Raw genomic sequence first — 12,479 nt, forward strand, 5'->3', positions numbered from 1 at the left:
AGGCTTCAAATTTGAAGCCTTTTTTGGTAGAATAGGTATCATTATAATGAACCAGGAGGCGCCTATGACTGCCACAAAAATGAATGCCCAAGAAATCATCCAATTTATCGCCAATGCAGAGAAGAAAACCAGTGTCAAAGTAACCTTTGAAGGACAACTAGCGTCTGCTGTTCCTAGCTCTGTTGTCAAATTAGGCAATGTTCTTTTTGGAGATTGGAAGGATATCGCTCCGCTTCTCGAAGGCTTGGTAGAAAATCAAGATTATGTTGTCGAACAAGATGCTCGTAATTCTGCCGTTCCTTTGTTAGATAAACGTGCTATCAATGCTCGTATCGAGCCAGGTGCTATTATCCGCGACCAAGTGGAAATTGGTGACAATGCTGTTATCATGATGGGAGCTGTTATCAATATTGGAGCAGAAATCGGTGCAGGAACCATGATTGATATGGGTGCTATCCTTGGTGGTCGTGCCATCGTTGGGAAGAACAGCCACGTTGGTGCAGGGGCAGTTTTGGCAGGTGTGATTGAACCAGCTAGTGCCGATCCAGTCCGTGTCGGGGACAATGTTCTCATCGGAGCCAATGCAGTGGTCATCGAAGGTGTCCAAATCGGTAGTGGTTCAGTTGTCGCTGCAGGAGCTATCGTGACTCAAGATGTTCCAGAAAATGTAGTGGTAGCAGGCGTTCCAGCTCGTATTATCAAAGAGATTGATGCCCAAACCCAACAAAAAACAGCGCTAGAAGATGCGCTTCGTACCTTGTAAAAATAAAAAGAGGCGGATACTTCTCCCAGCCTCTTTCTGCTATATAGGAGGACAGATAGATGTTAGATTTGATTCAGACTAGACGAGATTTACACCAAATTCCAGAGATTGGCTTGGAGGAGTTCAAGACTCAGGCTTATTTGTTGGCTGTGATTGAGAAATTGACTGCGGGCAAGGACTTTGTTCAAGTTCGTACCTGGCGGACAGGGATTTTGGTCTACCTGCAGGGAAGCCAGCCAGAGCGGACCATTGGTTGGCGGACAGATATTGATGGCCTACCTATCGTCGAACAAACGGGCCTTCCTTTTTCTTCCCAACATCACGGTCGTATGCATGCTTGTGGCCATGATTTTCACATGACCATTGCCTTGGGCTGTCTCGAACGAGCTCTTGAGGAGCAACCAAAGAATAATCTGCTTTTTCTGTTTCAACCTGCTGAAGAAAATGAAGCTGGTGGTATGCTCATGTATGAGGACGGTGCTTTTGGGGACTGGTTGCCAGACCAGTTTTATGGACTCCATGTTCGTCCAGATTTGAAAGTCGGCCAGATTGCGACCAATACCCATACACTTTTTGCAGGGACTTGTGAGGTGAAGATTCGTTTCAAAGGAAAAGGAGGACACGCAGCCTTTCCACATGAAGCCAATGACGCCTTAGTGGCCGCTAGTTACTTTGTGACCCAGGTACAGTCAGTTGTCAGCCGCAATGTCAATCCAATCGAAGGAGCAGTGGTCACCTTTGGCGTTTTTCAGGCTGGAACAACTAACAATGTCATTACAGACACAGCCTTTTTACACGGAACCATTCGAGCTTTGACTCAGGACATGAGCCTCTTGGTGCAAAAAAGAGTCAAGACAGTCGCAGAAGGTGTTGCAGCAGCCTTTGATATGGAAGTCGAAGTGGAACTCAAACAAGGAGGCTACCTGCCTGTGGAGAACAATCCAGCCTTGGCGCGTGAACTGATGGACTTTTTTGAAGAGAAAGAGGGAATTGAGTTGATTGATATCGAGCCTGCTATGACTGGTGAGGACTTTGGTTATCTCCTTTCGAAGGTAGATGGCGTTATGTTCTGGCTAGGTATCGACAGTCCCTACGCCCTTCATCACCCTCAGATGAGCCCCAAGGAAGAAGCCTTAGCTATTGGGGTGGATGCGGTCTCTAGTTTCTTGAAAAAGAAGGCAGCAGAGTAGAGGGCTTGTCTATGAAATCGGAATTGCGCAAGCAAGTCTTGCAAGAAATGAGGTCTATCCCTCAGAAGCAAAAAATTGCTATGGATCAAGCCTTAACAGAACGATTTTTGAATCATCCTTTTTACCAAGAAGCCAAGGTCATCGCAACCTACCTCTCTTTTCCGCATGAGTTTCAAACGCAGGGACTGATCGACCAGGCGTTGAAGGACGGCAAAAAGGTTTTGATACCTAAAACCTATCTCAAGGGGCGCATGGAGTTTGTGGTCTACGATCCGCAGCAGTTGAAAAAAACTTCCTTTGGTTTACTGGAGCCTCAAGGGGACTTGGAAGTGGTGGATACCTCCCGGATTGATCTGATTCATGTTCCGGGCTTGGCTTTTACGACAGAGGGTTATCGGATCGGATATGGCGGAGGCTATTACGACCGCTATCTGGAGAATTTTGCTGGTCAGACCATGAGTACAATCTATCCTTGTCAAATCCAGAATTTCAACTCGGAAGACCATGATATTCCCGTTCAGGAGGTGCTAATCTATGAAGGAAATTTTTGACAAACGTTACCCTGTGACTAGTTTTTTTCTCCTAGTAACAGCTTTGGTATTTCTCTTGATGTTGATTACTACAGGCATCAACTTTGATCGGGTAAAAACTCTTTTTCAGTTTGGAGCTATGTATGGACCGATCATTCGCCTGTTTCCAGAACAGATGTGGCGCCTTTTTTCGGCTATATTTGTGCACATAGGCTGGGAGCATTTCATTGTCAATATGCTTTCTCTCTATTTTCTTGGGCGACAGGTGGAGGAGATTTTCGGCTCTAAACAGTTCTTCTTTCTCTATCTCTTATCAGGAATGATGGGCAATCTCTTTGTGTTTGCTTTTACACCGAAAGTCCTTGCAGCAGGAGCATCCACTTCTCTTTACGGACTATTTGCTGCGATTATTGTTTTGCGCTACGCGACTCGCAGCCCCTATATCCAGCAGTTAGGGCAATCCTACCTGATGCTTTTTGTGATAAATATCATTGGAAGTGTTCTGATCCCAGGAATCAGCCTAGCAGGGCATATTGGTGGTGCAGTAGGCGGGGCCTTTCTAGCAGTCATCTTTCCAGTCAAATGGGAAAAAGGGATGTATAGTACCAGCCAGCGAATCGGAGCAACTCTACTTTTTGTCGCACTAGCCGTTTTCCTTTTCTACAAAGGAATGAGCTATGTGTAGAGTTGGAATAGTTAAAAAGCTACTCAAAAAATGAGTAGCTTTTTTTGGAACCATTCGAAACAACACAGCTCTAAAACAGTAAGGTGCCAGGGAAACGATGTACTGAAGTTTTGGAACCATTCGAAACAACACAGCTCTAAAACAGCACCTGACCATGGCTTGAACTCATCAGTGTTTTGGAACCATTCGAAACAACACAGCTCTAAAACTTAAGACGAACACGGGTGAAACGTTCAAGTGTTTTGGAACCATTCGAAACAACACAGCTCTAAAACATCATGCTCCTTCTGTTTGCGTTTTCTTGTGTTTTGGAACCATTCGAAACAACACAGCTCTAAAACTGATTACCCTTTGCAAAAACCGACCAAATTGTTTTGGAACCATTCGAAACAACACAGCTCTAAAACCTACCTCATAAATCACCTCAATCACAAAAGGTTTTGGAACCATTCGAAACAACACAGCTCTAAAACTAGAGCCTGCTCTAGAAAAAACTGAAAATAGTTTTGGAACCATTCGAAACAACACAGCTCTAAAACATAAAAAATTACTGACCAATATGAAGTCCAGTTTTGGAACCATTCGAAACAACACAGCTCTAAAACGCATGAAGTTTCCGACTATTTTTCCAATGAGTTTTGGAACCATTCGAAACAACACAGCTCTAAAACCTCGTAGAAAGATTTTTCTCACGAAATTTCGTAATCGCGCCATTCGTCCCAGCCAGACTTCAGCTCGTTAGGTTCCAATTGTTACTCTTATTATACCATATTTTCAGGGTTCAAGAAATAGTCTTGATCCAGCACATACTGCGGAAAATCATAGACTTTTCGAGGTTCGACAAATAAAACCCTTAGTTGATTTAGTTGGATATACTCTATCAGATTTACTAACTCATCCTTTGATAGATAGGCTGATGCATTGATGAAAACAAGGAGTTTCTTTTTAGAAAGATATTTAAAAACCTGGACAATCTCTAGCATCTTTTCAAAAGGTGTATCACTCAGAGTTTCGACTTTGACACCAAGTGCATCGATTAACTCTAGAATGGTGATTTCATCATACTCTAGGTCTAACTCGTTTTCCAAACACTCAAATGCCAGCAATTCTGTAATCGTAGCAACCAACTTTTCAATCATGGACTTGACTTCGGGTTTGTCATTGAGCTGATTTTCTAAATCAGCATGTATCAATTTAAGCATGGCAGGTGAGTTGAGATTGTATCCTAAGACATCCGTTATCACTAGTAATTCGGACTCTTTCAGTGCTTTTAGATTTCTATCAAACAACTTCAACTCCCCATCATCAGTATATTGGTAGAATTGCTTGACGATAGTTGAAAAGGTAAACTGGTCTTCCAACACTAAAAAAGTTGCATTTTCAATAGCTAATGGTTCATCCAGTAGTGGGAAATTAATCTTCATCTCTAGGCTCCTCTCCCAGAAAGACCAAGCGTGCGTCGGAGTTTGCTACGCTGGTATTTCGTTCGCCATTTAAGTAAATCATGCGAGAAAACTGCTTTTCTGTAACGGTCAAGAGAGTAATGTTTCCTTTTTTAGGGTTATGAGTCTTGAGTCGCTCAATCATAGCATTATTAGCAGAATTGTTGAGCAAGAGCTTACTATAGATGGAGAATTGGTGCATGATAAATCCCTCATCTATGAGGAACTTCCGAAATTTCCGATAGGCCTTGCGTTCCTCTGCGGTATCAACTGGCATATCAAACATTAAAATCATACGCATATATCGATAACTCATATCCTAAACTCAGGAACTCCTTTCTCGGGTTGATTGAGAGCTTGGATGACTTTCTTAGTATAGTCACTGACGATATTGGTCAGATACATATCCTTTCCATTGTAGTGGAAGGTGTCTGAGAAAATAGTGAAAAGTTCTCGCTTGATTTTGACAAAAGAACTGCTTCGATTTTCATAGACAATTCTATCAATAATTGGTCGGAAAGGCTCCATAATATCACTAGCTAGGTTGAACTGATTAAACTGATTAGCATGTTTCAAACCAAACTGAGTCATACAACCAGACAAGACAATCTCACGCGCAAACATACTCAAAATCATGGTGTAGCCGTAGTCCAAGGCAGCATTGATATCACTATCTTGCTCACGACTAAAATCATTTCCAAACAAGGTGTTGAAATAAATACGAGCTGCGTGTCCCTCCCGGTTACTAGGATCAAATAAATCCAACCCATGATAGAGATCGATGACGGACTGAGATTTTTCTAGAAAACCACAACTCCCCAGATAAAAAGCTTGATTGAGAATTTTTTGTGCAATAATGGTAGTCCAAACTTGTACTTTAGTTTCCTCGTTCCATGTGATTTGACGAGAGAGTTGCAAACTGGAATCGTGTCGACCATAGTAAGGCGTTAAGTAGGCTGTTGGCAAGCGTTTATCATCACAAAAGATGACCAGAATATTTTCATCCACCAAGCGTTTAATCAGCATAGTGGAGAGAACGATATCCGTTGTCTCCAAAAGCAGGATGTCCACCTCGGACAGGTGAATCAACTCTGTCCGAGAGGCATCTTTAAAAATCAAGTGGTTGTTCTTGTAGGAGAGTTTAGAGTGTGTATTGACAACAACGGTTCTCCATCCCATCAGTCTTCTCCTAGTTTGCTCAAGTCAATCCGAGTCTCGTAGAGACCAGTGATGGATTGGTGGATGAGGGTGGCGTTGAAACAAGAAGACACAGATTGATATCGTACATTTGATTGACTAATTTCAACACCAAGGAATTTAAAGGTTCCAGGAGCTCCAAATGAAATCAGTTTTAAAAGCGAGATAAATGATTCGCTTAATTGATAAATATCTTTATCGGATTGGTCAAACGCTTGTTGTAATAACGATTCAACATTTGGTTTTTGGATATATTTTTTAGATAAAGAAATGATTGCTGTTAATAATTCTTTAAATTCACTTTGATGTGTTTCCACATACTGTTTATGAATTGGTTCACTAATTTTATTAATTCGCTGTGCGTGGTAAAGCAAAGCAGTGAAATGGTAAGGTACAATCAATTCGTTACCTTTTTGCAACTCAATAGAGCTTGCTAATAATCTTCGCTGTCCATTATTAAACTCAAAGAGACTATACTTAGGTAGTTTTATAATAAGATTAGGATTGATATTTTTATAACCACATTCTTCAAGATAGGCGATTGGATTTGCTTCAAATTTCTTTTTATCTTGAACGGTTATTCCAACCATCTCTTTAATTCTCTTTAATTTTTTAGCCTTTCCTTTTTCAATATCTGCTATAACAAGAACTGAATAAGCGATTGTAGGTCTTGCATAGCCACCATACTTTTCAGGTGACAAACCGGATTTGATAGGGGTTAGTTTGCTTGCGTCAACTACTTTTTTCTTGGACACAATATTGTTATCAAACAGACCACCATTTTGTCCAACGGTTTGTTCTTCTGTCTTCTTCACAATATTCACCTGCGGAAGTGAAAGAACTTTTTTGATTGTAGCGAAATCTTTTTCCTTATTCCAAGCGATTTCTCCAGTATCCTTGGAGTATTCGATATTCTCTCTTTTTACGATGGTTCCGTCTGCGTAATGCACCTCTTCTTTAAAGAAGTTCAGCAAGTTTGAGTAGAAGAAATACTTTTCAGTTGCTTTTTCAACTTCTTTAGGATCTTTGGTTCTGGAGATGTATCTCTTAAGATCGTATTTTTGATAGTCACCATAGACGAATTCAGGCTCTAGTTTAGGATATTTCTTAAGGATAGCTTTAGCAACTACTGCATTTAAATAGGCATAATGTGCGTGGTGGTAGTCATTAATTTCCCGCACCTTGTATAACCTAAATTCTTTACGGAAGTTGGAAACTAGATTGGATTTCAAAGTGATGATTTTGACGGAACGGTCCTTCTTATCCTTCTCAGTCACTTCTGTATTGAAGCGAGCATCCAAAATCTGCGCAACATGCTTTGTGATTTGCCGTGTTTCAACTAGTTGGCGTCTGATAAAGCCAACTTTATCTCGCTCATCTAGTCCACCACGTTCAGCCTTAGTCAAATTATTAAATTTACGTTCTGAAATCAATTTGGAATCCAATAATTGTTGCCAAAAAGCTTTTCTTTTTTGAACAATCTCTAAACTTGGAACATTGTCAGATTTACCACGATTATCTTTGGAGCTGGTTAGGACACGGTTATCGAGCGAATCGTCCTTTATAAAGGCTTGTGGAATGATGTGGTCAATGTCACAGCTGCTCAGTTGGTTGATATCAAGAGCTTCCCCAGTGTACATATCCTTCCCATTTTGGAGATAGTAAAGGAAGAGACGGTCGTTTTGGAGTTGAATATTATCTGTTGGATGTTCTTTTAATATATTTGAATCAAGCTCAGGTGCTAAATTTTTTAGTGCATCTTCAATGCGCTTATATCTTTGTTGGGAATTCTTTTTTCCTCTTGCAGTGGTTTGATTTTCGCGAGCCATTTCAATGACAATGGACTCAGGTTCGTGTCCCATAACCTTGACAAGTTCATCAACAATCTTGATACTTTGCAAAATTCCCTTTTTAATAGCAGGACTTCCTGGGAGTTCTTGGACAACTTGTTTCACATCATCTGTCTTGCCAACTACTTGTGCTTTTTGGATAATTTCTTTGAAGGAAAGCCCATCATCATGGATTAATTGCATAAAGTTACGATTAATCTCACCGTCATCAATCAGGTAGTCAAGAATCGTATCTCCTGTTTGTTTATCACAGATACCGTTAATCAGCTTGGCAGAGAGTTTGCCCCATCCAGTATAATGTCGACGAGTTAGTGCTTTAATAACTTTCTCATCAAAGATAGAGGCATATTGAGTAAGGTGTTGCCTGATCATCTCACGATCTTCAAAGATAGTTAGCGTGTGGACGATATTTTCAAGAATTGCTTCATTTTTAGAATCATCCATAAACTCCTTATCCTTGATAATTTTGAGCAAATCATGGTAAGTAGATAGACTAGCGTTAAATTGTTTTTCAATTCCTTCTAGTTCGATTCCATCGTAGCTATCAACATTGTGTAGATACTGAATGATGTCTTTTTCAGTTACTTTTCTTTTCTCTTTGAATAATTGAGTGACAATTTGCTGCTTCTGCCCACTATCAAGGAATTGATAGTCTCTCAATCCTTCCGCAATAAATTTTACTTTTGTTAATTCATTGTAGACAGCAAATGTTTCATACAAGAGACTGTGCTTGGGCAAAACTTTTTCCTCTGGTAGATACAAGTCATAGTTAGTCATCTTATTGATGAAGTCTTCTGCAGATCTTGCTTTATCAACGATTTCTTCAAAATTCCAAGGTCGGATTGCTTGGTCAGAATTTCGAGTTAGCCAAGCAAAATCACGATTGCCACGAGCCAATGGGCCAACGTAGTAAGGGATACGGAAGGTCAAGATTTTCTCTATCTTTTCTTTATTTTCCTGCAGAAATGGATAATGTTCTCCTTGTCGACGGATAATGGCATTCATTTCTTGAAGATGAATTTGATGAGGAATAGAACCATTATCAAAGGTGCGTTGTTTTCTTAAGAAATCTTCACGTTCAATTTTATCAAGGAAATAATCTGCTCCTTCGAGTTTAGAGAGAAGATTTTTGATGTATTTGTAAAATGCTTCTTGAGTGGTCTTGCCATCGATATATCCAGCATATCCATCTTTAGATTGGTCAGAAAAAACTTCATCATATTTTTCTGGAAGATTTGTTTTAATGAATTGTTTTAAAGCAGCCAAGTCTTTTTGATGATTTTCATAACGGTCAATCATAGATGCTGATAGTGGAGCCTTGGTTGAAGGATCTGTAACAGTTAAGATTCCTGATAGAAGAATAGCGTCATAGAGTTTTTTAGCAACTAGGAAAAGGTCTGCAAAGTCATCTCCAATTTGTCCGAGTAAGTTTTCCAAATCCTCATCATAGGTATCTTTAGAGAATTGTAGTGGGACTTTTTCTTCTAAGTCAAAATGTTTTTTAAAATCAGCCTGATTTCCTACAATTAACTTGAGAAATTCGGAAAACAAACCAGTGGACTTTTCATCAGGAAAGAGTTTTAGAACGCGTTCTCTCTTGGCTGATTTACTAATTTTATCAGTAAAAATTGCTTCTACTTGTGCATTTTGTCCACTAAGGGAGCTTCCTTCAAAGGTATTGTCGTAAATGCTTATAAACTCGTTAAAGATTTTTTGGATATTATTGTTTTTAATATCGAAAGATTCTTCATATAAAAAATGTCCGCGGTATTTAATCATATGAGCTAATGCCAGATAGATTAAACGCAAGTCAGCTTTTTCTTTTGAGTCCGCCAGCTGTTTCCTCAAATGATAGATAGTTGGAAATTGCTTGTGATATTCTTTTTCTTCCGCTAAGGTAGCAAAAATAGGGTATTTACTTCCTCTTTTATCCTCAGGAACTAAAAAGGAGTCATCTAATTGATGAAAGAAACTACTATCTACCTTGCTCATTTCCTCAGCAAAGATTTCTTGAAGATAGCGAAGACGATTTTTCCGACGAGTATAGCGACGACGTGCTGTTCGTTTGAGACGTCTATCCTCAGCAGTAGTCCCCTCGTCAAATAATAAAGCTCCGATTAGATTTTTCTTGATAAAGTGCTTATCAGTATTGCCCAGAACTTTCATCTTTTTCGACGGAACTTTATAGTCATCTGTAATGACGGCCCATCCGACGCTGTTTGTTCCGATATCAAGTCCGATAGAGTAAGGTTTATTGTTCATTTAGTGTTCTCCTTTGAGTTATACTCTTTAAGTTCTTATCAGCAAATGCTAATATATTAACCTTGGATAAATTATATATCTTTTGACTATTAAAATCAAGAAATTGTAAAACGTTTTCAATCTGTAAATTTTTAAATCGTTATAAAATGGGATGTTATTCTATTTTATATAGATTTCTTCTTGCAATTTTTAAAAGAATGGTATACAATACAAGTGTTGGAACTATTCGAAACAACACAGCAAGTTAAAATAAGGCTTTTGTCCGTACACAACTTGAAAAAGTGAGCACCGATTCGGTGCTTTTTATTTTATTATACAAACTTATTGTGATCCCATTTTTATAAAAAATAATATCGTAGCGCTTTGATGTAGTTTGAGACCAATTCGGTGGAGCTTTTAAGTAGGTTGACTGAGCAATACAGATTTCTTTTTAGGTAATAGATGTTTTGAAGAATAGCAATACAAAATAAAAAGAACTGGGATAATTAACTATCCTAGTTCTTTTTATATGGAATATTCTTCTATTCCCCCCCAGCTAACTCTTTTCCGAGTTGAATGAGGTAGTCTTTCAGGTCGTCTTTGACTTGTGGGTGTTTGAGAGCGTAGTCGATGGATGTTTTCATAAAGCCAAACTTATCTCCGACATCGTAACGAGCTCCCTTGAATTCACGAGCAAATACACGTTGTGTTTTATTGAGGGTATCGATTGCATCTGTCAGCTGAATTTCATTTCCTGCACCTGGAGCTTGATTTTCGAGGATTTGGAAAATTTCAGGAGTAAGGAGGTAGCGTCCGATGATAGCAAGGTCGCTAGGAGCATCCTCCGGCGCAGGTTTTTCAACGAAGGTTTCAACGCTGTAAAGACCATCTTTCCCTTCGCCTTGCGGAGCAATAACTCCATAAGCAGATACTTCGTCATGAGGGACTGGCATAACAGCGATAGTAGACGCGTGGGTACGCTCGTAGTCATCCATGAGTTGTTTGGTAAGTGGAACAGCCTTTTCGTTGGTGATATCCATCAAGTCATCACCAAGCATAACGACAAAAGGTTCATTTCCAACGAAAGCCTTGGCTTGCAAAACAGCATCGCCGAGACCACGTGGATGAGTTTGGCGGATAAAATGCAGACGCATGCCAGTTGTTTCATCAACTAGCTTCAAAAGATCTGTTTTCCCTTTTTCTTTGAGGTTGTATTCCAATTCGAAGTTTGAGTCGAAGTGGTCCTCGATGGAACGTTTTGACTTACCCGTAACAACCAAGATATCTTCGATACCAGATTTGAGAGCTTCTTCAACGATAAACTGGATAGTAGGTTTGTCTACGATTGGCAACATTTCCTTGGCCAAGGCCTTAGTTGCTGGGAGGAAGCGAGTTCCCAATCCAGCGGCAGGGATGACTGCTTTTCTGACTTGTTGTTTCATGATGTTCCTTTCTATAAAGGTCTATGACCATTCGTTTTCTGCTTTAAATTCATTGCTCATGATGTCAGTGATTGCTTCTTTGATATTGACACCTTCGTAGATGACTCGGTAAATAGCCTGTGTGATTGGCATGTAGACACCTAATTCCTGAGCCAGTTCGTAAGCTGCTCGCGTTGTTGAAATGCCTTCGATGACCATACCCATGTTGGCTTCGATGTCTGCCAAGGATTCTCCACGACCAAGAGCGTCACCAGCTCTCCAGTTACGAGAGTGGATTGATGTACCAGTTACGATCAAATCACCGACTCCAGAAAGACCGCTGTAAGTCAGAGGATTAGCTCCAAGAGTGACACCTAGACGGGTGATTTCTGCCAAGCCACGTGCGATGATTGCTGCCTTGGCATTGTCGCCAAATCCTAGACCATGCAATGCTCCTGCACCAACTGCAATGATGTTTTTAAGAGCACCAGCGGTTTCAACTCCGATAACATCCGTATTGGTATAGAGGCGGAAGTAGTGATTGCTAAAGAGATTTTGTACGTACTGAGCAGTTTCGAGGTCTTTAGAGGCTGCTGTAATCAAGGTAATATCCCGTACAATCGTTTCCTCAGCGTGACTAGGTCCGGAAACAACGACGATGTCACTACGGAGGTCAGCTGGAATTTCCTCTTCAAGAATGGTTGAGAGGCGTTTGTGGCTATCTGGTTCCAATCCTTTGGAGGCATGCATGATGACAACCTTGTGATCGAGCACCTTTGCTACTTGTTGGGCAACCAGTCTCGTTACTTTTGTTGGGACTACAAATAAAACAGCATCCACATCCTTTAGTGTTTCTTCCAAGTCATGATAGGCTTTGATCTTTTCGTCCAGTAGGATATCTTTGAAATAGCGTTTGTTTGTATGTTGGTTATTGATTTCATCGATTTGGTCAGAAATATTTCCCCAAATTCGAACTTCGTGTCCATTGTCGTTTAGGACCTGCGAAAGGGCGGTCCCCCAAGAACCAGGACCCAAGACAGCGATGGTTTGTTTCTTCATCTTTTCCTCCTTGTAAGAGTTCTTCCTTTCATTTTACCATAAAAAGCCTTTTCATGCATCACCTGTAGATGAAAGCGCACTAATTTATAATAAGGAGACTT

10 protein-coding genes and 1 CRISPR repeat array are annotated in these 12,479 nt (G+C 40.2%); of the genes, 4 read left to right on the forward strand and 6 right to left on the reverse strand.

The window, feature by feature from the left end:
* Window positions 1-64: 64 nt before the first annotated feature.
* The 4 genes from dapD to AC4ME5_RS08730 are packed head-to-tail and all read left to right on the forward strand — an operon-like array spanning window position 65 to window position 3,168.
* Complete coding sequence (dapD, locus tag AC4ME5_RS08715; protein ID WP_061588511.1) at window positions 65-763, forward strand: 2,3,4,5-tetrahydropyridine-2,6-dicarboxylate N-acetyltransferase; 699 nt, start codon at window positions 65-67, stop codon at window positions 761-763.
* A gap of 59 nt (window positions 764-822) precedes the next feature.
* Window positions 823-1,953 (forward strand): N-acetyldiaminopimelate deacetylase, encoded by a 1,131-nt coding sequence (locus tag AC4ME5_RS08720; RefSeq protein WP_491800525.1) that lies wholly within the window; start codon window positions 823-825, stop codon window positions 1,951-1,953.
* 11 nt (window positions 1,954-1,964) lie between these two features.
* Window positions 1,965-2,504 (forward strand): 5-formyltetrahydrofolate cyclo-ligase, encoded by a 540-nt coding sequence (locus AC4ME5_RS08725; protein WP_491800526.1) that lies wholly within the window; start codon window positions 1,965-1,967, stop codon window positions 2,502-2,504.
* The gene (locus tag AC4ME5_RS08730; RefSeq protein ID WP_491800527.1) at window positions 2,488-3,168 is read left to right on the forward strand and encodes a rhomboid family intramembrane serine protease; all 681 of its coding nucleotides are present in this window, start codon (window positions 2,488-2,490) and stop codon (window positions 3,166-3,168) included. Before AC4ME5_RS08725 ends, AC4ME5_RS08730 begins: the two co-directional genes overlap by 17 nt.
* A gap of 41 nt (window positions 3,169-3,209) precedes the next feature.
* Window positions 3,210-3,839: a CRISPR direct-repeat array (repeat unit 36 nt; unit sequence GTTTTGGAACCATTCGAAACAACACAGCTCTAAAAC).
* 90 nt (window positions 3,840-3,929) lie between these two features.
* Here the strand turns inward: AC4ME5_RS08730 and csn2 are convergent.
* From csn2 to AC4ME5_RS08760, 6 genes are all read right to left on the reverse strand, one after another.
* Window positions 3,930-4,592 carry a type II-A CRISPR-associated protein Csn2 gene (gene csn2 / locus AC4ME5_RS08735; protein WP_045618030.1) on the reverse strand — a complete coding sequence of 221 codons (663 nt, stop codon included), beginning with the start codon at window positions 4,590-4,592 and terminating at the stop codon, window positions 3,930-3,932.
* Window positions 4,582-4,926 carry a CRISPR-associated endonuclease Cas2 gene (gene cas2 / locus AC4ME5_RS08740; protein WP_002895389.1) on the reverse strand — a complete coding sequence of 115 codons (345 nt, stop codon included), beginning with the start codon at window positions 4,924-4,926 and terminating at the stop codon, window positions 4,582-4,584. Before cas2 ends, csn2 begins: the two co-directional genes overlap by 11 nt.
* Entirely contained in the window at window positions 4,923-5,789 is an 867-nt protein-coding gene (cas1, locus tag AC4ME5_RS08745; protein WP_491800528.1) for a type II CRISPR-associated endonuclease Cas1, read from the reverse strand. The genes cas2 and cas1 overlap by 4 nt, the downstream gene beginning before the upstream one ends.
* Window positions 5,789-9,919, reverse strand: coding sequence for a type II CRISPR RNA-guided endonuclease Cas9 (gene cas9, locus AC4ME5_RS08750; protein WP_491800529.1), 4,131 nt, complete (start codon window positions 9,917-9,919; stop codon window positions 5,789-5,791). Before cas9 ends, cas1 begins: the two co-directional genes overlap by 1 nt.
* Before the next feature lie 521 nt (window positions 9,920-10,440).
* Window positions 10,441-11,340, reverse strand: coding sequence for a UTP--glucose-1-phosphate uridylyltransferase GalU (galU, locus tag AC4ME5_RS08755; RefSeq protein ID WP_109290272.1), 900 nt, complete (start codon window positions 11,338-11,340; stop codon window positions 10,441-10,443).
* Between the two features lie 21 nt (window positions 11,341-11,361).
* Window positions 11,362-12,378 (reverse strand): NAD(P)H-dependent glycerol-3-phosphate dehydrogenase, encoded by a 1,017-nt coding sequence (locus AC4ME5_RS08760; protein ID WP_491800530.1) that lies wholly within the window; start codon window positions 12,376-12,378, stop codon window positions 11,362-11,364.
* Between the last annotated feature and the right edge of the window lie 101 nt (window positions 12,379-12,479).

The sequence above is a fragment of the Streptococcus sp. A69 genome, from assembly GCF_058556195.1.

Coding starts and splice junctions, on each gene's coding strand:
- AC4ME5_RS08725 (WP_491800526.1), top strand. CDS start 1,965: ATGAAATCGGAATTGCGCAAGCAAGTCTTGCAAGAAATGAGGTCTATC.
- galU (WP_109290272.1), bottom strand. CDS start 11,340: ATGAAACAACAAGTCAGAAAAGCAGTCATCCCTGCCGCTGGATTGGGA.
- AC4ME5_RS08760 (WP_491800530.1), bottom strand. CDS start 12,378: ATGAAGAAACAAACCATCGCTGTCTTGGGTCCTGGTTCTTGGGGGACC.
- csn2 (WP_045618030.1), bottom strand. CDS start 4,592: ATGAAGATTAATTTCCCACTACTGGATGAACCATTAGCTATTGAAAAT.
- cas2 (WP_002895389.1), bottom strand. CDS start 4,926: ATGAGTTATCGATATATGCGTATGATTTTAATGTTTGATATGCCAGTT.
- AC4ME5_RS08730 (WP_491800527.1), top strand. CDS start 2,488: ATGAAGGAAATTTTTGACAAACGTTACCCTGTGACTAGTTTTTTTCTC.
- cas1 (WP_491800528.1), bottom strand. CDS start 5,789: ATGGGATGGAGAACCGTTGTTGTCAATACACACTCTAAACTCTCCTAC.
- dapD (WP_061588511.1), top strand. CDS start 65: ATGACTGCCACAAAAATGAATGCCCAAGAAATCATCCAATTTATCGCC.
- cas9 (WP_491800529.1), bottom strand. CDS start 9,919: ATGAACAATAAACCTTACTCTATCGGACTTGATATCGGAACAAACAGC.
- AC4ME5_RS08720 (WP_491800525.1), top strand. CDS start 823: ATGTTAGATTTGATTCAGACTAGACGAGATTTACACCAAATTCCAGAG.